The organism is Leclercia sp. G3L, from assembly GCF_021117075.1.
Taxonomy (GTDB): Bacteria; Pseudomonadota; Gammaproteobacteria; order Enterobacterales; family Enterobacteriaceae; genus Enterobacter; species Enterobacter adecarboxylatus_C.
The window spans coordinates 4414833-4439165 of sequence record NZ_CP088265.1 but is presented as its reverse complement, the minus strand read 5'-3'; the positions used below and the strand labels follow the sequence as shown (position 1 = coordinate 4439165).

Annotated in this window: 20 protein-coding genes and 2 pseudogenes; 10 read left to right on the top strand and 12 right to left on the bottom strand. The window is 57.1% G+C overall.

Features of this window, described 5'->3' with window-relative positions; translation table 11 throughout:
• Positions 1-53: 53 nt before the first annotated feature.
• The 4 genes and pseudogenes from LRS40_RS22770 to LRS40_RS22755 form a co-directional block, all read right to left on the bottom strand.
• Positions 54-953 carry a lysine exporter LysO family protein gene (locus tag LRS40_RS22770; RefSeq protein WP_156263322.1) on the bottom strand — a complete coding sequence of 300 codons (900 nt, stop codon included), beginning with the start codon at positions 951-953 and terminating at the stop codon, positions 54-56.
• Positions 954-1121: 168 nt separating this feature from the next.
• A pseudogene (gene aqpZ, locus LRS40_RS22765) lies at positions 1122-1607 on the bottom strand (aquaporin Z); the annotation flags it as partial.
• A gap of 2 nt (positions 1608-1609) precedes the next feature.
• Positions 1610-2308 (bottom strand): IS1 family transposase, encoded by a 699-nt coding sequence (locus tag LRS40_RS22760; RefSeq protein ID WP_231311807.1) that lies wholly within the window; start codon positions 2306-2308, stop codon positions 1610-1612.
• Between the two features lie 28 nt (positions 2309-2336).
• Positions 2337-2594, bottom strand: a complete 258-nt coding sequence (locus LRS40_RS22755; protein ID WP_370649933.1) for an aquaporin — start codon at positions 2592-2594, stop codon at positions 2337-2339.
• Positions 2595-2966: 372 nt separating this feature from the next.
• Between LRS40_RS22755 and LRS40_RS22750 the strand changes: the two genes are divergently transcribed.
• Both LRS40_RS22750 and LRS40_RS22745 read left to right on the top strand, forming a co-directional pair.
• On the top strand, positions 2967-3212 hold the full coding sequence (locus tag LRS40_RS22750) for a hypothetical protein (RefSeq protein WP_231312756.1): 246 nt from the start codon (positions 2967-2969) through the stop codon (positions 3210-3212).
• 124 nt (positions 3213-3336) lie between these two features.
• Positions 3337-4995: an ATP-dependent endonuclease gene (locus LRS40_RS22745; RefSeq protein ID WP_231312755.1), complete on the top strand. Its 1659-nt coding sequence runs from the start codon at positions 3337-3339 to the stop codon at positions 4993-4995.
• Here the strand turns inward: LRS40_RS22745 and LRS40_RS22740 are convergent.
• The gene (locus LRS40_RS22740) at positions 4992-5948 is read right to left on the bottom strand and encodes a VirK/YbjX family protein (protein WP_231312754.1); all 957 of its coding nucleotides are present in this window, start codon (positions 5946-5948) and stop codon (positions 4992-4994) included. The two genes, LRS40_RS22745 and LRS40_RS22740, sit on opposite strands and share 4 nt — an antisense overlap.
• A gap of 159 nt (positions 5949-6107) precedes the next feature.
• Between LRS40_RS22740 and macA the strand changes: the two genes are divergently transcribed.
• On the top strand, positions 6108-7223 hold the full coding sequence (gene macA, locus LRS40_RS22735) for a macrolide transporter subunit MacA (RefSeq protein ID WP_231312753.1): 1116 nt from the start codon (positions 6108-6110) through the stop codon (positions 7221-7223).
• On the top strand, positions 7220-9160 hold the full coding sequence (macB, locus tag LRS40_RS22730; RefSeq protein ID WP_231312752.1) for a macrolide ABC transporter ATP-binding protein/permease MacB: 1941 nt from the start codon (positions 7220-7222) through the stop codon (positions 9158-9160). Before macA ends, macB begins: the two co-directional genes overlap by 4 nt.
• A 287-nt stretch (positions 9161-9447) precedes the next feature.
• Here macB and cspD read toward each other — a convergent pair whose 3' ends face one another.
• The gene (cspD, locus tag LRS40_RS22725; protein WP_032617324.1) at positions 9448-9669 is read right to left on the bottom strand and encodes a cold shock-like protein CspD; all 222 of its coding nucleotides are present in this window, start codon (positions 9667-9669) and stop codon (positions 9448-9450) included.
• A 321-nt stretch (positions 9670-9990) separates the two neighbouring features.
• On the opposite strand from cspD, the gene clpS reads away from it, so the two are divergent.
• From clpS to LRS40_RS22710, 3 genes are all read left to right on the top strand, one after another.
• Positions 9991-10311, top strand: a complete 321-nt coding sequence (gene clpS, locus LRS40_RS22720) for an ATP-dependent Clp protease adapter ClpS (protein ID WP_032617325.1) — start codon at positions 9991-9993, stop codon at positions 10309-10311.
• 30 nt (positions 10312-10341) lie between these two features.
• Positions 10342-12618, top strand: a complete 2277-nt coding sequence (gene clpA, locus LRS40_RS22715) for an ATP-dependent Clp protease ATP-binding subunit ClpA (protein ID WP_032617326.1) — start codon at positions 10342-10344, stop codon at positions 12616-12618.
• 780 nt (positions 12619-13398) lie between these two features.
• A complete protein-coding gene (locus LRS40_RS22710; RefSeq protein WP_231312751.1) occupies positions 13399-13812 on the top strand; it encodes a hypothetical protein in 414 nt (137 codons plus the stop codon).
• A 32-nt stretch (positions 13813-13844) separates the two neighbouring features.
• Here the strand turns inward: LRS40_RS22710 and LRS40_RS22705 are convergent, their stop codons facing one another.
• Positions 13845-14666: a helix-turn-helix domain-containing protein gene (locus LRS40_RS22705; RefSeq protein ID WP_142488895.1), complete on the bottom strand. Its 822-nt coding sequence runs from the start codon at positions 14664-14666 to the stop codon at positions 13845-13847.
• 198 nt (positions 14667-14864) lie between these two features.
• Between LRS40_RS22705 and LRS40_RS22700 the strand changes: the two genes are divergently transcribed.
• Genes LRS40_RS22700 through LRS40_RS22690 form a run of 3 tightly spaced genes read left to right on the top strand, consistent with a single transcriptional unit; the run spans position 14865 to position 19432 of the window.
• Positions 14865-16430: a family 78 glycoside hydrolase catalytic domain gene (locus LRS40_RS22700; protein ID WP_142488896.1), complete on the top strand. Its 1566-nt coding sequence runs from the start codon at positions 14865-14867 to the stop codon at positions 16428-16430.
• Between the two features lie 24 nt (positions 16431-16454).
• Positions 16455-17834 carry an MFS transporter gene (locus tag LRS40_RS22695; protein ID WP_142488897.1) on the top strand — a complete coding sequence of 460 codons (1380 nt, stop codon included), beginning with the start codon at positions 16455-16457 and terminating at the stop codon, positions 17832-17834.
• 29 nt (positions 17835-17863) lie between these two features.
• Positions 17864-19432, top strand: coding sequence for a carbohydrate porin (locus tag LRS40_RS22690; RefSeq protein WP_231312750.1), 1569 nt, complete (start codon positions 17864-17866; stop codon positions 19430-19432).
• 79 nt (positions 19433-19511) lie between these two features.
• On the opposite strand, the gene infA is transcribed toward LRS40_RS22690, so the two are convergent.
• From infA to cydD, 5 genes and pseudogenes are all read right to left on the bottom strand, one after another.
• Positions 19512-19730 carry a translation initiation factor IF-1 gene (gene infA / locus LRS40_RS22685; RefSeq protein WP_001040187.1) on the bottom strand — a complete coding sequence of 73 codons (219 nt, stop codon included), beginning with the start codon at positions 19728-19730 and terminating at the stop codon, positions 19512-19514.
• Positions 19658-19843, bottom strand: a pseudogene (locus tag LRS40_RS22680) (hypothetical protein); the annotation flags it as partial. The pseudogene LRS40_RS22680 and the gene infA, both read right to left, overlap by 73 nt.
• A 173-nt stretch (positions 19844-20016) precedes the next feature.
• Positions 20017-20721 (bottom strand): leucyl/phenylalanyl-tRNA--protein transferase, encoded by a 705-nt coding sequence (gene aat, locus LRS40_RS22675; RefSeq protein WP_142488899.1) that lies wholly within the window; start codon positions 20719-20721, stop codon positions 20017-20019.
• Positions 20722-20768: 47 nt separating this feature from the next.
• Positions 20769-22490 (bottom strand): cysteine/glutathione ABC transporter ATP-binding protein/permease CydC, encoded by a 1722-nt coding sequence (cydC, locus tag LRS40_RS22670; RefSeq protein WP_231312749.1) that lies wholly within the window; start codon positions 22488-22490, stop codon positions 20769-20771.
• On the bottom strand, positions 22490-24256 hold the full coding sequence (cydD, locus tag LRS40_RS22665; protein ID WP_231312748.1) for a cysteine/glutathione ABC transporter permease/ATP-binding protein CydD: 1767 nt from the start codon (positions 24254-24256) through the stop codon (positions 22490-22492). Before cydD ends, cydC begins: the two co-directional genes overlap by 1 nt.
• Positions 24257-24333: the final 77 nt, after the last annotated feature.

Here is a 24333-nt window from a genome sequence, read left to right as displayed (position 1 = left end):
GGGATATTGATTTAGCGCAATTTTGGCGGCAGCAGGCTACCGCCAAAGAAGTATCAGGCGGAGAAGAACGCCATCATAATCGGCACCAGCAGGCTTAAAATAAAGCCGTGTACGATGGCGGCCGGCACCATCTCCAGACCGCCGGAGCGTTGCAGAACCGGCAGGGTAAAGTCCATCGAGGTGGCGCCGCACAGGCCCAGCGCCGTGGAGCGGCTGCGACGCACCAGACCCGGGATCAGCATAATGGCGATCAGCTCCCGGCCAAGGTCGTTAAAGAAGGCGGCGCTGCCAATCACCGGGCCAAAGGATTCGGTTAACAAAATGCCGGACAGGGAGTACCAGCCAAAACCGGAGGCCATTGCCAGGGCGGTATTAAGCGGCAGGCCAAGGATAAAGGCGTTAATCACCCCGCCCACCAGAGAACTGCCCACCACGATGACGGCGACCATCATACCCCGGCGGTTGAGCACGATCTGTTTTAAGGTCATGCCGTTATTTCGCAGCTGAATACCAATCAGGAACAGCAGGAAGATCAGTGTATATTCACTGGCTTCGGTGGCGTGCTGTAAAAAGTCGAGCCCCGTCAGCCCCAGCAGAAAACCGAGCACCACCACGCCGCATAATTTTAATGACTCCAGCGCCATGGCAATACGCGACGGTAATTTCTCCTGGTGATGGTGGTTTTTCCAGGGAATAACCCGTTCCAGCCAGAACAGCGCTGCGATATTGCACAGCAAAATAACCGCCATCGTAATGATGGAGTAATGCAGGATCGACAGCAGGTTGGCCGCCAGATTATCGAGAAAGGCGAGACTGATGCCCATAAAAAACAGAATGACGTAGACAATCCAGCTCAGTAAACGGTTGATCAGTTTTAAGGCTGACAGCTGACGAAGAGGAATGAGATAACCCACAATCAGCGGGATCAGAATGATTAAGAGTCCTGAAAACATGAACAACCGGTCCTTTATATGAGTGGCGCTGTGACACTACCCAATTAAGGCGGTTCAGTAAAGGTGAAAACAGTGCCGGGCGGCGCTGACGCTTGCCCGGCCTACGAAATACTGTCCCGTAGGCCGGGTAAGGCGAAGCCGCCACCCGGCACCGCAACGCGCACGCTATTAGTCGCGCTTCTCAAGCAGGGTGCGGTACAGCACGCCGCCAAGAATACCGCCGACAATCGGCATCACCCAGAACAGCCACAGCTGCTCCAGCGCCCAGCCGCCCTGGAAGATAGCGACCGCGGTGCTGCGCGCCGGGTTAACCGAGGTGTTGGTAACCGGAATACTGATCAGGTGGATCAGAGTCAGCGCCAGACCAATCGCAATCGGCGCAAAACCGGCCGGAGCGTGTTTGTCGGTGGCGCCGTGGATAACCAGCAGGAAACCGGCCGTCAGCACGATTTCAATCACGATGGCAGACAGCATGGAGAAGCCGCCCGGGGAGTGTTCGCCAAATCCGTTCGAAGCAAAACCGCTGGCCGCGGCGTCAAAGCCGGCTTTACCGCTGGCGATAACATACAGAATAGCGGCAGCAATAATCCCGCCAATCACCTGGGCAATTATATAGCCGAGAATATCTTTCGCCGGAAAACGGTAATGACTCCAACTTACTGATAGTGTTTTATGTTCAGATAATGCCCGATGACCTTGTCATGCAGCTCCACCGATTTTGAGAACGACAGTGACTTCCGTCCCAGCCTTGCCAGATGTTGTCTCAGATTCAGGTTATGCCGCTCAATTCGCTGAGTGTAACGCTTGCTGATTACGTGCAGCTTTCCCTTCAGGCGGGATTCATACAGCGGCCAGCCATCCGTCATCCATACCACGACCTCAAAGGCCGACAGCAGGCTCAGAAGACGCTCCAGTGTGGCCAGAGTGCGTTCACCGAAGACGTGCGCCACAACCGTCCTCCGTATCCTGTCATACGCGTAAAACAGCCAGCGCTGACGTGATTTAGCACCGACGTAGCCCCACTGTTCGTCCATTTCAGCGCAGACAATCACATCACTGCCCGGCTGTATGCGCGAGGTTACCGACTGCGGCCTGAGTTTTTTAAGTGACGTAAAAATCGTGTTGAGGCCAACGCCCATAATGCGGGCGGTTGCCCGGCATCCAACACCATTCATGGCCATATCAATGATTTTCTGGTGTGTACCGGGCTGAGAGGCGGTGTAAGTGAACTGTAGCTGCCATGTTTTACGGCAGTGAGAGCAGAGATAGCGCTGATGTCCGGCAGTACTTTTACCGTTACGCACCACGCCTTCAGTAGCTGAGCAGGAGGGACAACTGATGGAGATGGAAGCCACGGGAGCACCTCAAAAACACCATCGTACACTAAATCAGTAAGTTGGCACCATTACCCGGAAAACGGCCGCCCGCCCACAGGCCTAATGTCACCGCCGGGTTAAAATGCCCGCCGGAAATATGCCCTACGGCATACGCCATGGTTAATACCGTAAAGCCGAAGGCCAGAGAAACACCGACAAAACCAATCCCTAATTCCGGAAACGCTGCGGCCAGCACTGCACTGCCGCAACCACCAAAGACTAACCAGAATGTACCAAAACATTCAGCTGCTAATTTTCTGAACATATCCACCTCAAAAATAAAAAAAACTGCGACTATCCGGTACGCAGTACTTATCGCTACAAAATAATCGCGACATAAAAAGCGCTGTTATTTTAGAAATGCATGCTCCCCTTCACCAGTAGAATAAATCTATAAAATTTGATTTAGAGCAATGACAGGTGATTCCTTATTTCAATAGGTCAACCGTTATAACGCTATTTATATTGGTCCAGTGATTGGTTATCCGGGCTCTTTTCTGAATAAAATCTGATGCGTTGACATTAATTATATCGGTAATTAGCATCCGCCCCTGAAATGACCGGGTCAACATTCGTACTGATGACCGACGGGAATTTTAACTGTAGACATAAACAACATTGAAATAAGGATTGTGCAATGCGTGAATTAAACCAACAGGAAATTGAAAACGTATCCGGTGCCGGTTTTATTGCAGATGCGGCCGCTGCGCTGGGTCTGGGTATTGGTAAAGTAGTTGATACGGGTCTGGGCCTGATCGGTGTGGATGTGGGTACGCAGCCAAGCGAAGCCGCTCAAACCCTGGGTCGTGGTATCGGTATGATCATCGAAACCGGCGTGAATGCTGCCTCCAGCATCTTCAACTCTCTGTTTCGTCGCGGCTAATTACCGCTAATGTCTTAATGGGGGAGCATGCTTCCCCATTTTTGTTTGCCCGTATTCTCAGCGCACCCAGAAAGCTATACTCCGGATAACTTAAAGGAAAAACCAGGAATTTCCCGGAGGGTATATGTTGCTGGAACGTGTGGAAATTGTAGGGTTTCGCGGCATCAACAGATTGTCGTTGGTGCTTGAGCACAATAACGTGCTGATCGGGGAAAACGCCTGGGGTAAATCCAGCCTGCTGGATGCCCTGACGCTGCTGCTCTCTCCGGAATCGGATCTGTACCATTTTGTCCGGGAAGACTTCTGGTTCCCGCCCGGGGATCTGCTGGGGCGCGAACACCATCTGCATATCATTCTCACCTTCCGTGAATCCGAGCCGGGCCGTCATCGCGTCCGTCGCTATCGCCCCCTTGCCGACTGCTGGGTGCCCTGTGAGGACGGCTATCAGCGCATTTTTTACCGTCTGGAGGGCGAGCTGGCGGACGACGACAGCGTGCTGACCCTGCGTGGTTTTCTCGATACCGACGGTAATGCTCTGCCGCTGGCGGATATCGACGCGCTCGCGCGCCATCTGGTGCGTCTGATGCCGGTGCTGCGCCTGCGGGACGCCCGCTTTATGCGCCGGATCCGCAACGGCGCGGTGCCCAATATGCCCGACGTGGAAGTGACCGCTCGCGAGCTGGATTATCTGGCCCGGGAGCTGGTGGCCCGCCCGCAAAATTTAACCGATGGCCAGATCCGCCAGGGGCTGTCGGCGATGGTGCAGCTGCTGGAGCACTACTTCTCCGAGCAGGGATCTTCGCCGGTCCGCAACCGGCTGATGCGGCGGCGCTCCCATGACGAACAGCGTAGCTGGCGCTATCTCGATATCATCAACCGGATGATTGACAGGCCTGGCGGCCGTTCGCACCGGGTGATCCTGCTGGGACTCTTCTCGACGCTATTGCAGGCCAAAGGCACCGTCCGGCTGGACCGGGATGCCCGCCCGCTGCTGCTGGTAGAAGATCCCGAAACGCGCCTGCACCCCATTATGCTCTCGGTGGCGTGGCACCTGCTGAATCTGCTGCCGTTGCAGCGCATCACCACCACCAACTCCGGCGAGCTGCTGTCGTTAACCCCGGTCGAGCACGTCTGTCGCCTGGTACGCGAATCGTCGCGCGTCTCCGCCTTCCGCCTGGGACCCGGGGGGATGAACGCCGAAGACAACCGGCGGATCGCCTTCCATATTCGCTTTAATCGCGCCTCCTCCCTGTTCGCCCGCTGCTGGCTGCTGGTGGAAGGGGAGACGGAAACCTGGGTGATTAACGAGCTGGCCCGCCAGTGCGGCCACCACTTCGATGCCGAGGGGATCAAGGTGATTGAGTTTGCCCAGTCGGGCTTAAAACCGCTGATCAAATTTGCCCGGCGGATGGGCATCGAGTGGCACGTGCTGGTGGACGGCGACGAAGCGGGTAAGAAATATGCCGCTACCGTGCGCGGGCTGATCAATAACGACCGGGAAGAGGAGCGGGAGCACCTGACGATGCTCCCCGCTATGGACATGGAGCACTTCATGTACCGCCAGGGCTTCTCGGACGTCTTTCACCGGGTGGCGATGATCCCCGACGATGTTCCGATGAACATGCGGCGGGTGATCGTGAAGGCCATTCACCGCTCGTCGAAACCCGATCTGGCGATTGAAGTGGCGATGGAGGCCGGGCGGCGCGGGGTTGAGGCGGTGCCAACCCTGTTGCGGAAAATGTTCTCCCGCGTGCTGTGGCTGGCGCGCGGGAGAGCTGATTAACGGCGGGTTGCCTGGTTGACCTGATCGATCAGGCTGTCCAGCAGGGCAAAGCGGCGGCGGTACTCGGCGCGCTTTTTGCTGGCAATCTCTTCCATCGGTTTGCGCGGCATGGCGAGCGGCAGCCTGAAGTTGCCCTCATCGTCGCGCTCTCCACCGAGCGACAGCCAGAAGCTGTCGTAATCGGCCAGCAGTTTGCCCTCTTTTTTCTTGCGATAGCGCCAGCTGCGGTAAATATGGGTGCTGTTGCTGACGGCAACGATCTGCTCCACGGCAAGGACATGGCCCAGCGTCATGGCGGCTTCCACCAGCAGGCGTTTCGGGAACAGGCCGTGACAGGCTTTGGTGGCGCTCTGGATCGCCTCGTGCGGCACAAAGGCTTTTGCCCCCTGCATCCCGCCGATAAACAGCGTCGCGGTGCCGTTAATCTGGCACAGCGTAAAGGTCATCTCTGCCAGCACCGTCTGCTGTGCGTCGCAAAACGCCAGCGTGGCTTCGCCCTCTTTATCCAGAAAAGCATCGGCGCACAGGCGCAGGGTAAACTGCTGCTCGTCTTTGCCGGTCAGGGTCAGCAACGTCACCCCTTCCCGGGAGAGATAGCCGTTCATCAGCGCGGCCGGAAGCTGGCGCTGCATCGTCTGATAGTGCCAGTTCAGCGCCTGCAGGGTTTGCTGACGGTTGATGGCAACGGACAACCACGGGCGGTGCAGGCGGCAGGGAAGCCCAGGCTGAACCTGCAACAGCTGCAGTAACTGCGGCTGTTTTGCCAGGTTAGTCAGCAGGCGGGCGGTGCTGAATGGCGTCATCAGCGATCGCAGCATAAACTTGCGGCGGTAGGCCGGATTGCGCCAGGCAAGGCCGGGGGTTAATGTCCCGGATGCCAGACGTTGAAACAGTTGCCAGCCCGATTTGGGGTGTGGCTGGTGTGTATAAGATGACTCTGCGATGGATGACATAATAAATTCCGGTCTTGTTGCCAGATCTTTATTTCAGCAGGGGTTTTATCAACCTCTCCTCAACGATTTTCAACCATCCTGAAAAGCAGGGGTTTCGTTGAGGAACGGTTTAGTTAGAATCAACAGTTATGTAAGCCAGAATAGCTATTTGGAATATTTATGAACTTTAAGGGAAAACGCAGGAAGCTGTTTCTGCTGCTGGTGCTGATTGTACTGGTGGCTGGATTCTGGCTGTGGCGGGTGCTTAACGCCCCGGTGCCGCACTATCAAACGCTGATTGTCCGTCCGGGCGAGCTGCAGCAAAGCGTGCTCGCCACCGGCAAGCTGGACGCGCTGCGCAAGGTGGACGTGGGCGCGCAGGTCAGCGGGCAGCTGAAAACGCTGTCGGTGGAGATTGGCGACAAAGTGAAAAAAGGGCAGCTGCTGGGGGTCATCGATCCGGAGCAGGCCGAAAACCAGATTAAAGAGGTGGAGGCGACCCTGATGGAGCTGCGCGCCCAGCGCAGCCAGGCTGAAGCGGAGCGTAAGCTGGCCCAGGTGACCCTGAACCGTCAGCGGCAGCTGGCTACGACCCAGGCGATCTCGCAGCAGGATCTGGATACCTCGGTTACGGAGCTGGCGGTCAAGCAGGCGCAGATTGGCACCATCGATGCGCAGATCAAACGCAACCAGGCCTCGCTGGACAGCGCCAAAACCAACCTTGATTACACCCGTATCGTCGCCCCGATGGCCGGGGAAGTGACGCAAATCACCACCCTGCAGGGGCAGACGGTGATTGCCGCCCAGCAGGCGCCGAACATCCTGACTTTGGCGGATATGGGCACCATGCTGGTGAAAGCCCAGGTCTCCGAGGCGGATGTCATTCACCTTAAACCAGGGCAAAAAGCCTGGTTTACCGTGCTGGGAGATCCGCAAACCCGCTACGAAGGGGTGCTGAAAGACATTCTCCCGACCCCGGAGAAGGTCAACGACGCCATCTTCTATCACGCCCGCTTTGAAGTGCCTAACCCGCAGGGGGGGCTGCGTCTGGACATGACCGCTCAGGTGCATATCCAGTTGGCCGGGGTTAAAAACGTGCTGACCATTCCGCTGGCGGCGCTGGGTGAACCCGTAGGCGACAACCGCTACAACGTGAAGGTGCTGCGTAGCGGCGAGACGCGCGAGCGTGAGGTGAGCCTCGGCGCGCGCAACGACACCGACGTGGTGGTGGTGAAAGGGCTGGAAGAGGGTGAAGAGGTGGTCATCAGCGAGAGCCAGCCCGGGGCGGCCAAATGACGGCCCTGCTGGAGCTGAATGATATCCGCAGGAGCTACCCCTCCGGCGACGGGCCGGTGGAGGTGCTGAAAGGCATCACCCTGCGGGTCGAGGCCGGGGAGATGGTGGCGATTGTCGGGGCCTCGGGCTCCGGTAAATCCACCCTGATGAATATTCTTGGCTGTCTGGATAAACCCACCAGCGGCACCTACCGGGTGGCCGGGACCGATGTCGCCACCCTCGACAGCGACGCGCTGGCCAAACTGCGGCGGGAACATTTCGGCTTTATCTTCCAGCGTTACCACCTGCTCTCGCACCTGAGCGCGGCGCAAAACGTCGAAGTCCCGGCGGTCTATGCCGGCGTGGAGCGCAAAAAACGGCTTGAGCGGGCGCAGGCGCTGCTTACCCGGCTGGGGCTGGGGGAGCGGGTCGATTACCAGCCTTCGCAGCTCTCCGGTGGCCAGCAGCAGCGGGTGAGTATCGCCCGGGCGCTGATGAACGGCGGGCAGGTGATCCTTGCCGATGAACCGACCGGGGCGCTGGACAGCCACTCCGGGGAAGAGGTCATGGCGATCCTGCACCAGCTGCGGGATCAGGGGCATACGGTGATCATCGTCACCCACGATCCGCAGGTGGCCGCGCAGGCCGGGCGGATCGTGGAGATCCACGACGGCGAGCTGGTCAGCAATCCACCGCCCGGCCTTAACGCCACCCGGCGTCAGGAGGTGGCGCTACCGCCGCCGTCCGGCTGGCGGCAGTTTGCCAGCAGTTTCCGTGAAGCGCTGACCATGGCCTGGCTGGCGATGGCCGCCAATAAGATGCGTACCCTGTTGACCATGCTCGGGATCATTATCGGTATCGCCTCGGTGGTATCGATTGTGGTGGTGGGGGATGCCGCCAAACAGCTGGTGCTGTCGGACATACGCTCCATCGGCACCAACACCATCGACGTCTATCCCGGCAAAGACTTTGGCGACGATGAGCCGCAGTATCAGCAGGCGCTGAAATATGACGATCTGACCGCTATCCAGAAGCAGCCCTGGGTCAACTCCGCCACCCCGGCGGTGTCGCAGAACCTGCGTCTGCGTTACGCCAACATCGACGTGGCCGCCAGCGCTAACGGCGTCAGCGGCGATTACTTTAACGTCTACGGTATGACCTTCAGCGAAGGGGGCACCTTCAATGCGGAACAGCTGGCGGGCCGGGCGCAGGTGGTGGTGCTGGATGCCAACTCCCGGCGACAGCTGTTCCCCAATAAAGCGAAGGTGGTGGGCGAAATTATCCTGGTGGGCAATATGCCTGCAACGGTGATCGGCGTGGCGGAGGAGAAGCAGTCGATGTTTGGCAGCAGCAAGATTTTGCGCGTCTGGCTGCCGTATACCACCATCTCAGGACGCATTATGGGGCAGTCATGGCTGAACTCGATCACCGTCCGGGTGAAAGAGGGCTACGACAGCGCCCAGGCGGAACAACAGCTCGAGCGCCTGCTGACCCTGCGCCACGGGAAGAAGGATTTCTTCACCTGGAACATGGACGGGCTCTTGAAAACGGCGGAAAAGACCACACGTACTCTTCAGCTCTTCCTCACGCTGGTGGCGATTATCTCTCTGCTGGTCGGGGGAATTGGGGTGATGAATATCATGCTGGTGTCGGTGACGGAGCGCACGCGCGAAATCGGCATCCGCATGGCGGTCGGCGCCCGGGCCAGCGACGTGCTGCAGCAGTTTTTAATTGAGGCGGTGCTGGTCTGTCTGGTAGGCGGCGCGCTGGGGATTTCGCTCTCCCTGTTAATTGCCTTCACGCTGCAGCTGTTTTTACCCGGCTGGGAAATTGGTTTTTCACCGATGGCGCTGTTAACGGCCTTTCTTTGTTCTACCTTTACCGGGGTGCTGTTTGGCTGGCTGCCGGCAAGAAATGCGGCGCGGCTGGATCCGGTGGATGCGTTAGCCCGGGAGTGAGCCTGTTGCCGGGTGGCGGCTACGCCTTACCCGGCCTACAAAAGTTCGTAGGCCCGTACAAGCGCAGCGCCGCCGGGCGTCAGCTCGCACAGCAGCCCACAAGGATTCGTAGGCCCGCGCAAGCGTAGCGCCGCCGGGCGTCAGCTCGCACAGCAGCCCACAAGGATTTGTAGGCCCGCGCAAGCGCAGCGCCGCCGGGCACCAGACCGCACGGAAGCCCACAAATAAAAATGCCAGCGCATCGGGCTGGCATTTTGAGTGCGGGGTGTACACAATGAAACAGAGGGCTATGCCACCACTTCTGCTTCGATGGGCACAATAACGCTGGCATGATTGCCTTTTGGCCCGAGGTGTACATCGAACCGGACGGCTTGTCCGGCCTTCAGCGTTCTGTAACCATCCATCTGAATGGTGGAGTAATGCGCGAAGATGTCTTCGCCGCCGCCTTCAGGGCAGATAAAACCAAACCCTTTGGCGTTGTTGAACCACTTAACTGTACCCGTTTCCATGCTTCGACATCCTTCGTAAATCTTATTGAGTTAGATGTAATGAACCGGTGCTGGAGTGGGGGCTGTTCAAAACCTCGCCAACTCACGCCTGTACAATTTAGATAAACCAAAGGCAGCGTCAAGCATTTGCCGGGGATGGGAGGGGGAAAATGCGTCAAAATTTGAAGCAGTTAACGCTATTGGTGGGTATTGTGACAGACATCGCGGATGGCAATAATAGATGTGAGTTATCTGACATCTGAGGTAGATTCAGGTTATGTATAGCCTCCTGTCAGCATCAGAACCGCGACCGGAGACCGTAAACGAAGATGACGACAGACAATGGGTAAGACGAACGACTGGCTCGATTTCGACAAGCTGGCGGAAGATAAAGTGCGCGACGCGCTAAAACCGCCATCTATGTATAAAGTTATGTTAATGAACGATGACTACACGCCGATGGAATTTGTTATTGACGTGCTACAAAAGTTCTTTTCTTATGATGTAGAACGTGCAACGCAACTGATGCTTACCGTTCACTATCATGGCAAAGCCATCTGCGGTGTTTTTACTGCAGAAGTCGCAGAGACGAAGGTGGCGATGGTGAACCAGTATGCAAGGGAGAACGAGCATCCGTTGCTGTGTACGCTGGAAAAAGCCTGAATAAGGCAATGAAAATTGGGGGAGGTGCCTATGCTCAATCAAGAACTGGAACTCAGTTTAAACATGGCTTTCGCCAGAGCGCGTGAGCACCGACATGAGTTTATGACGGTCGAGCACCTGCTGCTCGCACTGCTCAGCAATCCATCCGCCCGCGAAGCGCTTGAAGCCTGCTCCGTGGACCTGGTGGCGCTGCGTCAGGAACTTGAAGCCTTCATCGAACAGACCACACCTGTACTGCCCGTCAGTGAAGAGGAGCGCGACACGCAGCCGACGCTCAGCTTCCAGCGTGTACTCCAGCGTGCGGTATTTCACGTCCAGTCCTCCGGACGTAGCGAAGTCACCGGTGCCAACGTGCTGGTTGCCATCTTCAGCGAGCAGGAGTCGCAAGCCGCCTATCTGCTGCGCAAACACGAAGTCAGCCGCCTTGATGTGGTGAACTTCATCTCTCACGGAACGCGAAAAGACGAGCCGAATCAGGCATCGGATTCCGGCCATCAGGTCAACAGCGAAGAGCAGGCAGGCGGGGAGGAACGTATGGAAAACTTCACCACCAATCTTAACCAGCTTGCCCGCGTCGGCGGTATTGACCCGCTGATTGGCCGCGAAAAAGAGCTGGAACGGGCGATTCAGGTACTGTGCCGCCGCCGCAAGAACAACCCGCTGCTGGTGGGGGAATCGGGCGTCGGTAAAACCGCCATCGCCGAAGGGCTGGCCTGGCGCATTGTGCAGGGCGACGTCCCGGAAGTGATCGCTGATTGCACCATCTATTCGCTGGATATCGGTTCCCTGCTGGCGGGGACCAAATACCGCGGTGATTTTGAAAAACGTTTCAAAGCGTTGCTGAAACAGCTGGAGCAAGATACTAACAGCATCCTGTTTATCGACGAGATCCATACCATCATTGGTGCCGGTGCGGCATCGGGTGGCCAGGTGGATGCTGCCAACCTGATTAAACCGCTGCTCTCCAGCGGCAAAATCCGGGTGATTGGCTCGACCACCTACCAGGAATTCAGCAATATTTTCGAAAAAGACCGCGCCCTGGCGCGTCGCTTCCAGAAAATCGACATTACTGAACCGTCGGTTGAAGAAACGGTGCAGATCATCAACGGCCTGAAACCGAAGTACGAGGCGCACCACGACGTGCGTTATACCGCCAAAGCGGTGCGTGCGGCGGTGGAGCTGGCGGTGAAATACATCAACGACCGTCATCTGCCGGATAAAGCGATTGACGTGATCGACGAAGCGGGCGCGCGTGCGCGTCTGATGCCGGTCAGCAAGCGCAAGAAAACGGTCAATGTGGCGGATATCGAATCCGTGGTGGCCCGCATCGCGCGTATTCCTGAGAAGAGCGTTTCTCAGAGCGACCGCGATACGCTGAAAAACCTCGGCGATCGCCTGAAAATGCTGGTCTTTGGTCAGGATAAAGCCATTGAGGCCTTAACCGAAGCCATCAAGATGGCCCGCGCCGGGCTGGGGCATGAGCACAAGCCTGTCGGTTCCTTCCTGTTCGCCGGCCCGACCGGGGTGGGGAAAACCGAGGTGACGGTTCAGCTCTCCAAAGCGCTGGGTATTGAGCTGCTGCGCTTTGATATGTCCGAGTATATGGAGCGTCACACCGTCAGCCGACTGATCGGTGCGCCTCCGGGCTACGTGGGCTTTGATCAGGGCGGCCTGCTCACCGACGCGGTGATCAAGCATCCGCACGCGGTTCTGCTGCTCGATGAGATCGAGAAAGCGCACCCGGACGTCTTTAACCTGCTGCTGCAGGTAATGGATAACGGGACGCTAACCGACAACAACGGGCGCAAGGCGGACTTCCGCAACGTGGTGATGGTGATGACCACCAACGCCGGGGTACGTGAGACCGAGCGTAAATCCATCGGCCTGATTCACCAGGATAACAGCACCGATGCGATGGAAGAGATCAAGAAGGTCTTTACGCCGGAGTTCCGTAACCGTCTGGACAACATTATCTGGTTCGATCACCTGTCTACCGAGGTGATTCATCAGGTGGTGGATAAGTTCATCGTCGAGCTGCAGGTCCAGCTGGATCAGAAAGGGGTTTCCCTGGAAGTGAGTCAGGAAGCCCGCGACTGGCTGGCTGAGAAAGGCTACGACCGTGCGATGGGTGCGCGTCCGATGGCGCGTGTCATCCAGGACAACCTGAAAAAACCGTTGGCTAACGAACTGCTGTTTGGTTCGCTGGTGGATGGGGGTCAGGTGACCGTGGCGCTGGATCAGGCGAAGAACGAGCTGACGTATGACTTCCAGAGTGCGGCGAAGCATAAGCCGGAAGCGGCTCACTAAGCTTATAGAGTGATGATAAAAACCGGGCGAAAGCCCGGTTTTTTTATGGCTTTTATATTGTGCATTTTGTAGGCCCGTGCAAGCGCAGCGCCGCCGGGCAATGCACGGTGGAAACATGTGGCGGCTGTGGGGGTTCCGTTCACCTTGCGTTCGCTGCTTCTCTGTAAACCACGTCACCCGTGAACGTGCCAGGGGGGCTCGCCGCCTCCCCCCTGGCAACCCCGGCTCCCGGCAAAGAAAATCGCCGCTTCGCGGTCCCTTCGGCTTATTCCCTTCGGCTTTCGGGTCGGGCACCAGCCTGCATCCATGCAGGCTATGCCCTCTCGGCGCGTCCATGCGCCTCGCCCCGGCCTGCGGTCAACGCCTCAGCGATTTTCAGCCGGACCTGGGTGCCGCTGTGAGTGGCAAGTTTGCCTCTGACTTTTGTGTTGCTGTAGGGGAGATGAAAATTTTGCGAGGCGTTATCCAGAATTTAAACGAGGATATTGCTGGATAAAATCCCAGTAATAAAATGGCGATGCACCTGCAAAATCAGGTGCCAGGATTGGCGTCCTGGACTCATAGATATGGAAATGATGTTGCCATGGCAGCACCACAGGTTTCGTTCACACTTTTGTAAGTAGCGATTATAATGGGCTTCTTCAATTATGGTGGGCTGAACCGGGGCTTCTTTTGAAGCGCCGATTTTCCATATTGTCGGTACGCCAATCCGGTTCAGTCTGCCACCCGAAGTTGGCGTTTCAGGTGGTAGTTTTTCAGCGTTAATATGGAATTGTGAATATGGAAAATCAAACTATTGCTCACCTTTATAGCGAACTCGAACTCAGCACCCCCGATCTCTCCACCCTTGCCGCGCGCTGCAACCTGCTCACCGAAATCCTGGTCGATTGCAATTCGCTGCCGCAGACGCAGCCCGTCTGCCGCTGCCTTGCGGCATATCTGGACGCATTCAGGAGTGAGCTGGAAAAATCGATGACCGATTTCCGCGTGCTGGATGAGGATGAGATACCGCCAGCGCACAAACAGGAGTGGCTGCTGGACAGCACCGAAGCCCAGTGCGATTACTGCCGGGCGTTAAACCATGTGCTGCTGGTGTCGCATTTTGACCGCGATATGCTTCCGCATTTGACCGGTCTGCTGCACGAGATCAGCCATGCGATGCTGGCCGATCTGACCGTGGTGCATGTTCACTGAGTCGTCACCTGCGCCTGGCGAATCCGGGCGCATTAACCGGCCATTTCAGCCCGTTTGCGCTCTTCGCTAGGGGTAATTGAAAAGACCTTTTTATACAGGGTACTGAAATGGCTGCTGTTGGCGAAACCGCACAGGAAGGCGATCTCGGTAATAGTCATATCGGTTTCGCGGACTTTAACCCGGGCGGAGACCAGCCGCAGGTGTTTAATATAATTTTCCGGCGTCATGCCCGTCGCGGCTTTAATATGGCGGAATGCCGTGCGCGGGGTTAAATGAAACTGCTTAGCCAGATCGTTCCAGTCATATTCTTCAAAACAGTTTTCCTGCAGATGATTGAGCAGCTTATGCAACTTATAGCGGGTATTGTTGTGGTTCACGTCAGACTGCGCCTGCAGCAACGTATTCACCAGTTGGAAAAAGAGCGACTCCCGCTGTTCAACCTGCAGCGGCTGGGCGCTGAATATTTTATCGATCAGGGAATTGCACTGCATGCGGATCTCCGGTGCCAGCCAGGTGTAGCAGCTGGCATCCCGGACCGAGAAGCGTTGCAGCAGGGAGCCGGTGTGCTGTAAAAAAACAAATTCAGCCACAGGATTTATCAGGATATTAATCAGCTTGAGTGTACCCAGCTCATCATAAAAATGGTGGTCGCCACGCTGGACGTAAAAAATATCCCCTTGCTGAATATAGAGAGGGCGTCCGTTAATAATGTGCAGGCCATGACCTTGCTCAACAATAACCAGTTCATCAAATTCATGACAATGTTCGCAGCTGTTATCTTCCGGGTCGCTTTTATAAAGGGCGAGTTTATCGTCTGTGGATTTGAAATAATGCGCAACGGTTAAGGTGTTCATAAATTATCCTGCAATGTGAAAAGCTGCGAGCACGATAATTGATTTACCCCGGCTTAAGAAGCCCTGTTTTTCAAAATGTGAACATCCTCAGGCCGACCTCACTGACACTGCCAACCTGCGTCGGGGGTTGGCAATCTGAGAGTGGCTCTCAACTCCCCATCAGCTCTATTCTGCCTGAAATCTTACAGAGGGCGCAGTATGTCTCAGGCACTTCAGCAACATCACAATCTCACCATGTATCGCGACGAGCATCTCCTGGCCACCGCCAGCGCATTGATGCCAACACTCTATTCGCAGGCGATTTCTCCCGTCAGCGTGATCAATACTGTTCCCGACAGTCACGCCCTGCACGGCTGGCGTGCGGAAAAGGTGGCCGATGCCAGCGCCTGGCTCAAGCAACCTTTCTCCCCGGGAGATTCATTTATTCTGGACTTTGGCACCCACGGCGTTGGCTGGTTAAATTTTAGCTGCAAAGCCGCAGGCAGCCCGCCGGATGCCCCCGCTCATCTGGAGTTTATTTTTGGCGAAACGTTGTGCGAAATGGCAGAGCCTTTCAGCGATTATCAGGGATGGTTAAGCAGCAGTTGGTTGCAACAACATCATGAGTATATTGACGTCCTGCCTGCGGATATTACCCTCGCTCGCCGCTACTGTTTTCGTTATCTGAAGGTACGGGTTGTGGCGCTCTCGCCAAAATATCAGCTGCGCTTTAAGCAAATCACGCTAAATAGCGTCAGTTCCGCGCCGGACGAATATCCACCCTGCAACGCCACCGACCCGCAGCTGCGAAAGATTGATGAAGTGGCGGTCCGAACCCTGCGCAACTGCATGCAGGAGGTGTTTGAGGACGGGCCGAAGCGGGATCGCCGGTTATGGCTGGGTGACCTCCGGCTGCAGGCGCTGGTGAATGACGTCACCTTTGCGAATCACGATCTGGTGCGCCGCTGTCTGTACCTGTTCGCCGGTCATCGTCGGGAGGATGGAATGGTCTCAGCCAATATCTTTGTCCGCCCCGAGGTGATGGCGGATGACACTTTCCTGTTTGATTATTCGCTCTTTTTTGTCGATACGCTGCACAACTATCTGAAGTCGACCGGGGACAGGACCACCGCTCGCGAGCTGTGGCCGATTGCCTTCCGACAGGTCGAACTGGCGTTAGCGCGGTGTGAAGCTGGCCTGGTCACAGACAGCGATGACTGGTGGTCATTTATCGACTGGCACGATCAACTCAACAAGCAGGCGGCCTCCCAGGGCGTGCTGATCTACTGCATCGACAAAGCCGTGCGGCTGGCGGAAGTCTGCGCTCCTGAACAGATTGCATTCCTGAACGAAAAGCGGGTTCTGGTAAAACGTGCCGCGCATCAGCTCTGGGATGAAGCGAGCGGCTTTTACGTCAGCGGCTCAGCGCGCCAGATCAGCGCCGCCTCGCAAATCTGGCTGGTGTTGGCCGACGTGGGCGATGCGGAACACCAGCAACAGGTCATGACGAATTTACTTCAGTCGCCGCCGTCCATCGGCATGAATACTCCCTATCTGCGCCACCACTTTATCGCCGCGCTGCTGAAATGCGGCTTGCGCGAGCGTGCCGTGGTCGAGATCAAAGCCTACTGGGGAGCGATGGTGGATGACGGGGCGGACACCTTCTGGGAACTATTTGATCCGCAAAGACCTGACTTCTCCCCGTATGGCAGTAAGCTCATCAACAGTTACTGCCATGCCTGGAGCTGTACCCCGGCCTGGTTTATCCGCCAGTTCGGCCTCTGATAACACAACAATAAAGTGAACAAAATGGCTAAAACCTTCTTTACCCTATGGCGGCAACGGTTAGGTTACGGGATTGCCGATCTCTCCTGTAACCTGGTCTGGCAGTTAATCTCGCTGTACCTGATGTTCTTTTATACCGATGTGATGAACCTCCCGGCCTACTGGGTGGGGATTATGTTCCTGGTCACGCGGCTGGTGGACGGCGTGGCGGACGTGTTAATGGGACTGATGATCGACAACACGACCACCCGCTGGGGACGATGCCGTCCGTGGTTGCTGTTTGGCGCGATACCTTTCGGTCTGATGTGTATACTGGCGTTTTACGTGCCCGATTTTGGCACCACCGGGAAGCTGGTGTATGCCTTTATCACCTACCTGTGCCTCTCGTTCCTCTACACCATCGTCAATATTCCCTTCTGCGCGATGCTGCCGTTCCTGACGGCGGATTCCCAGGAGCGCACCACCTTATCCGCAGTGCGCATTCTTCTCGGCTCGCTGGGCTCCACCATTGTGGCGGTCGCCACGCTGCCGCTGGTGGGGGCGTTAGGGCAGGGCAATCAGGCGCAGGGGTTTCTCTATACCGCGGTGGTGTTCGGTGTGATCGCCACCTTCTTCCTGCTGATCAGCTTCCGCAACGTGGAGGAGAAAATCAGCATCACTCAGGAGCGCATGACCTTAAAACGGGCCTGGACCGGCCTGAAATCCAACACGCCGTGGAAGGTGTTCGCACTGAATATTTTCCTGATGTGGGGGGCCTTCTTCTTCCAGACGGGGGCGCTGGTCTATTTCTTCCACTATTATGTGGGCAGCAGCGAGCTGACCGCCCTGGTGGCCGGGATCTCCTCCTTTGTGCCGCTGCTCGGGACGCTGACGGTGCCGTTCCTCGCGGGCTTAATGAAAAAACGCCATGTTTACCTGGTCGCCAGCACGGTTAACCTTGTCGGCATGGGGATCATGATGGTCGCCGGCGTCAACTACTGGGGGCTGGTCATCGGGGCAATTGTTCTGTCGCTTGGCGCGGGGCAGCGCACCGCAATCTACTTCTCGATGCAGGCCGATCCGGTGGATTACGGGGTGTGGAAAACCGGGATTAATACCGCAGGTATTCTGACCTCCATAAACGGTTTCCTCGGTAAGGTAGCAATGGCCGGGGCCGGGGCGATCACCGGTTTTCTGCTCTCCTCGGGCGGTTACGTGGCAAACGCGGTGCAAACCCCGTCAGCCCTGCTGGCCATCCAGGCCTGTTACCTGTGGATCCCCGCCGGGTTAATCGTGGCGTCGATGATCTGGATCGGGCGCTTCTACCGGCTCGACGACAGCTTCGGGGCGATCCGCGCCGATCTCGATGCCGGAATCTTCGCATCAGACGACCAACCAGAACTCAAAAAATCCGCCGCTATTTAATCTGACCTCTTTCTGATAACAGGACATCTATGCGTATCTCTGTGATTAGCGCAGCGGTTTGCTGCGCCCTTTTTTCGCCCTCATATGTGTTTGCCGACGCGCAAAGCGTGGAACAACGCCTGGCTCTGCTGGAGCAGCGGCTGAACGCAGCGGAACAACGAACTACCGAGGCAGAACGGCGCGCCTCGCAGGCGGAGGCAAAATTAGCCACCCTGAGCCAGCAATCTCAGGCCACCGAAAAGAAAGTGGAGACCGTCAGCCAGAAGCAGAAGCAGAAGCAAAACGCGCTCAGCGACGGGTTTGAATTTAATGCTTATGCTCGCTCAGGGTTGTTGATCAATAACCACGGCAAAGGTGCGCGCGGCGGTCCGGGTGTCTCACCGGCCAGTTCCCTGAATGGCGACGCGCACGTCGGGCGTCTGGGTAACGAAGAGGATAACTACATCGAGCTCAGCTTCGGCAAGCGCATGACCTTCGATGACGGTTCCTGGGCGCACTTCAAAACCATGATTGCCGATGGCGCCACCAACCCCGATCCCTGGGTGCAGGATAACGACAGCCACCATATCAACGTGCGCCAGATGTACGTCGAGATGGGCAACTTCGCCGAGTTTTCCGGCCCGGCGAAAAATGCTTATCTGTGGGCCGGGAAACGTTTCGATCGCGATAACTTTGATATTCACTTTACCGACAGCGACATCATGTTCCTCGGCGGCACCGGGGCCGGGATCTACGACGTGCTGTGGACCAATAACCTGAAAGGCGACTACTCCCTGTATGGGCGCAATTTCGGCGATCTTGGCAGCTCGCACTATGAAGACAACGACATCCAGAACCTGATGCTCACCGCCAACCACTTCTACGGTAACTGGCAGCTGATGCTGACCGGGATGACGGCCCAGGGCAATGACGATCTTAAGGACAATACCTCCTCGACCGGAAGCTATGCCCTGCGCAGCGACAACACTGCGCAAAACGGCTACTACGCGATGCTGGCTTATCATGATAAACAGCAGTTTTATGGCCTGACGAAGGGAGTATCGGAAACCGCATTACAATTTGGCGGCGGGCTGGGGGCCGAAGCGCGTCAGCCGGGCAGCGACGGCGATCTGACGGACAATGCCACCTCTCTGCGCTTTGCCTCTTACGGCATTTTGCCGGTGGCGAAAAACTGGGAAATTGCGCCGTCGGTGATCGCCCAGCACAGCGAAGATCGTTATCGTGACGGCGACCGCTATGACTGGGCGACCTTTAACCTTCGCGCCTCACAGGCATTGACTCCGCATTTTGCCCTGCTGTATGAGGCATCCTGGCAGTATATGGATCTGGATCCTAACGGGCGCACCTACAGGTCGGACGGTAACATGAACCAGTACCAGGCGGTAAAAGGGGATTTTTACAAGCTGACCTTTGCCCCGACGTTCAAAGTGGGCAACGTGTTTGATATCAAAGCGCGTCCGGAAATCCGTCTTTTTGCCACTTATATGAACTGGGACAGAGAGCTGGATCGCTATGCCATCAACGACGACTTTGGCAGTGCAGGGTTCACTGCGGGCGGGACATGGAACTTTGGCGTGCAGACCGAAATCTGGTTTTAACGCTGCGTAACAGAAAACAAAAAGGCCGGGATTACCCGGCCTTGATTATTCTCACTACGCCATTCGCGGCGAAAAACTCTTAGCGACTACGGAAGACAATGCGGCCTTTGCTCAGGTCGTACGGGGTCAGCTCAACAGTCACTTTGTCGCCCGTCAGAATACGGATATAGTTCTTACGCATTTTACCGGAGATATGCGCGGTAACAACGTGACCGTTTTCCAGTTCTACGCGAAACATGGTGTTAGGCAACGTTTCAAGAACGGTACCCTGCATTTCAATATTGTCTTCTTTGGCCATCTAATCCTCTGGGGTATCACTACCAAGTTTTGAACCGGCAAGATAATGCCGAAATTCATCAATTAAGTAAAGATTTGCGCGTTTAAAACGCAACAAAGCAGTTTCAGCGTATTACCCGGACGTCACGGATGAACCGTACGAAAAGCGCATACGTAAAGGGGAGGTGGCAGGATAAACGATAGGGCGTTATCGGATGCGAACTATTCCCAAACGGCGGCGGGGCAACAGGCAGAACCTACTCTGCGGCAGAATTATAGCACCTTGAGGAAAAATATGCGGAAAACATTTATCTTTGGGGCATAAATAACGTCCCGGGGACCCAGAAATTCTGCGGTAATTTCTGCATTCGCAGCGTTGCCAGCTGATCCAGATATTCATGGCGGGAGATCTCAACCGCACCCAGCGAGGCGGTATGCTCATTCAGCACCTGGCAATCTATCAGCTGGCCGCCGCTGCGGGTAAAGCGTTCGCAGAAAACCAGCAGGGCGGTTTTGGAAGCATTCACCGCCCGGCTGAACATTGACTCACCGCAAAACAAGGTGCCCTGCGCCACGCCGTACATCCCGCCCACCAGTTCGTCCTTATCCCACACCTCAATCGAGTGGGCGTAACCCAGCTCATGCAGGCGGTGATAGGCAGCGATCACCTCCGGGGTGATCCAGGTTCCTTCAAAGCGATCGCTGGCGCACCCCTCGATCACCTGACCAAAGGCGTGATTAAGGGTGACGCGATAGGGGGAATGGTTATGAAAGCGCTTCATGCTGCGGCTGATATGAAACCGCGCGGGCCACAGGACGGCACGAGGATCGGGCGACCACCATAAGATCGGATCGCCGGGGGAAAACCACGGAAAAATCCCGCGCTGGTACGCCATTAATAAACGCGACGGGCTCAGATCGCCGCCGAGGGCCAGCAAACCATTAGGTTCACGCAGCGCCCCTTCCGGAGAAGGGAACGCAAGAGAATGACGAGAGAGCTGGACCAGGCGCATGACAACAAAACTCCAGTACGCGAAGTGGGGATCGGTTCAAATATAGACTACAGACGTTGTTTAAACTGGTAGTAGCGACCCTGTTTTGCTAACAGCTCTGCGTGACTACCTTGCTCAATAATTTGTCCGTTGTCCATCACAATAATTTGATCGAAATCCGCCAGCCCGCGCAGGCGGTGCGTCACCATTAGCACCGTTTTGCCCTGCATCTCTTTTTCGAGTAAATCAAGGATTTGCCGCTCTGTGGTTGCGTCGAGCCCTTCGGTAGGTTCATCCAGCAGCATCAGCGGGGCATCGTGCAGCAGCGCACGCGCAATCGCCAGACGACGCAGCTCGCCGCCGGAAAGCTGACGACCCCCTTCACCGAGCCAGCTGTTCAGACCTTCGTCTTCCAGCAGCTTGTGCAGACCAACCTTTTCCAGCATCGCGCTTAACACGTCATCGGCGGCGCCAGGCACGGCTAACAGCAGGTTATCCCGCAGGGTAGCGCTGAAAAGATGAACCCGCTGCGGCACCACGCTCACCGTTTTACGCAGCGCAGGTTCGCTCATCTCTGTCAGAGGGGTGTCGTTGAACAGGATCTGGCCCTGGGCCGGATCCCAGGCCCGGGTCAGCAGCTGCAGCAGCGTCGATTTCCCGCAGCCGGTACGACCCAGTACCGCAACATGAGCGCCTGCAGGAATAACCAGGTTTATATGGTCCAGCGCCGGTTGTGCCTGGCCATCGTAGGCAAAGCTGACATCCGCCAGGCGGAGGGCCAGCTGCTCAGGCACGTCGGACGCGGTAGTACTGAACTGTACTTCCGGCTGCTGGCCGGTAATCTGGGTGATACGCAGCGCGGAGGCCACCACCTGGCCCAGGTGCTGGAAAGCCCCGGTAACCGGCGCCAGCGCCTCGAACGCCGCCAGCGCACAGAAGACAAACAGCGCAATGAGCGGCCCCGGCTGGGTGTTACCGCCCACGCCGCCGGAAGCCAGCCACAGCATTGTCATTACGGCAATACCGCCAATCAGCAGCATCAACGCCTGAGACAGGGCCGTGAGCTCCGACTGTTTGCGCTGGGCTTCATGCCAGTTCATCTCGGTATTTTCCATCTGCGCGCGGTAGCGACGGCTGGCACCAAAAATCGTCAGCTCTGCCTGACCCTGCAGCCACCCCGTCAGCTGCTGGCGATACTCGCCGCGCAGACGGGTAAGATTTTCACCGGTGGGTTTACCGGCACGGTAAAACAGCGGCGGCAGTAAAAACAGCGTCAGGAGCATGATCCCGCCGAGGACCAGCGCGATATTGACGTCCAGCAGGCACAGCCCGAGGGTAACAACCACAATCACCACCAGCGCACCCACCAGCGGGGAGATGACGCGAAGGTAAAGGTGGTCGAGAGTGTCGACATCCGCAACAACGCGGTTCAGCAGCTCGCCCTGGCGGTAGCGCGCCAGTCCGGCAGGGGAGAGGGGCAGCAGCTTGCTGAAGGTAGTGACGCGCAGGTGTTGCAGCACGCGGAAGGTTGCGTCATGGCTGACCAGACGTTCGAAGTAGCGTCCGGCGGTGCGGGTGATAGCCGTGCCACGTACGCCTGCGGCAGGCAGCATATAGTTGAAGCTGTACAGCCCGGCAAACCCGGCCACCGCAGAGGCCGAAAGGAACCAGCCCGAAAGCGTGAGCAGGCCGATACTGGCCAGCAGGGTGATGATCGCCAGTACCACGCCGAGGGTCAGCATCCATTTGTGGCGCATATAGAGCGCCAGATAAGGTAGTAAAGCGCGCATCAGATGTCCTCCTGACGGTTCGCCAGCAGGGCCGCGAATGGCCCCTGTGCCGCCGCGAGCGTGGCGTAATCGCCCTGCTCAACAAGCTGACCGTTGTCCATGACCCAGATCTGATCCCATTGGGAGATACCCTCCAACTGGTGGGTTACCATCAGGGTGGTTTGCTGCTGCGAGGCGGCATCCAGGGCCATCATCACGCGCTGTTCGCTGTGTGCATCCAGGCTTGCAGCGGGCTCATCCAGCAGTAAAAGCTGGCAAGGGTTAAGCAGGGCGCGGGCCACGGCGATACGCTGCGCCTGGCCGACGGAAAGTCCCGCCGACTGATCGCCCACCACCGTATCCACGCCGTTCGGCAGCAGGGGCAGGAATTCGCTGACCCAGGCGCGATCGAGCACCGATTGCAACTCTTCGTCGCTGGCATCCGGGCGCGCCAGCAGTACGTTTTCACGCAGCGTGGCCGCCGGAAGCTGTGGGTTCTGACCCACCCAGCTTAAATGGGTGCGCCATTCGTCAGGATCGAGCGCAGAGAGTTCGGCCTGGTTGATGCGCAACGACCCGCTGTAGGCCATAAAGCCGGATAACGCATTTAGCAGCGAGCTTTTGCCCGAGCCGCTGGTACCGACCAGCACCACGCGCTGACCTGCAGCGAGAGTGAAGTTTAATGGCCCCGCCAGCACTTTCCCCTCCGGCGACAGCACGCAGAAATTCTCTGCTTCAATGCTGACCGGTTTGCTGGTGCTCAGGGTCACGTCGCCGCGCTGCGGATGGGCCAGCGGCGTTTCGAGGAAGGTTTTCAGGCTGTCGGCTGCGCCCACGGCCTGGGCCTTAGCATGATAGAAGGTGCCCAGATCGCGCAGCGGCTGGAAGAACTCCGGGGCCAGAATCAGCGCCAGGAAGCCCGCCGAGAGGGTCACGGCGGTGCCGTAGTGACCAAAATCGAGGGCGCCCAGATAGGAGAAACCAAAATAGACGGCGACCAGCGCAATCGACAGGGAGGTAAAGAACTCCAGCACCCCGGAGGATAAGAACGCCAGGCGTAACACCTCCATGGTGCGCTGGCGGAAATCCTGGGAGGTGTGGCGGATATTGTCGGTTTCGGCTTCACCGCGACCAAAAATGCGCAGCGTCTCCATGCCGCGCAGGCGGTCGAGGAAGTGGCCGCTTAAGCGCCCCAGCGCCAGGAAGTTGCGGCGGTTGGCATCGGCGGCCCCCATGCCGACCATCGCCATAAACAGCGGGATCAGCGGGGCCGTACCCAGCAGGATCAGCGCCGCGACCCAGTTATACGGGAAGATCGCCAGCACAATCAGCAGGGGAACGAAGACGGCCAGCGCCATCTGCGGCAGATAGCGGGCGTAGTAGTCATGCATATCGTCGATTTGCTCGAGGATAAGCGTCGCCCAACTGCCGGCAGGTTTGCCCTGGATCCAGGCGGGACCGGCTTCCTGTAGCCTGTCGAGCACCTGGCGGCGAATTTCGTAGCGGATGTTCTGTCCGGCGTGAAAACCCACGCGCTCACGCAACCAGACCACCCAGGCACGCAGAATGAAGACCAGAATCAACACAATGAAAGGCAGTAACAGGGCCTCGCGTGGGATGTTTTCCATGATCATATGGTTAAGAATGCGGGCCAGCAGCCATGCCTGGCCTACAATCAACACGCCGCTGATAAACCCTAAAAGACGGGAAATATTCAGCCAGCGGCGGGAAAGTACGCTTTGCTGTTTAAGCCAGCGTGTTAACTCTTGTTGACGGGTTTTTTCCATTGCGTGCTTTGCAGGTGATGTTATTAGGTATTGGGCACGGCAATGTTACAACGCAGAGACAATAAAGGCGACTTATC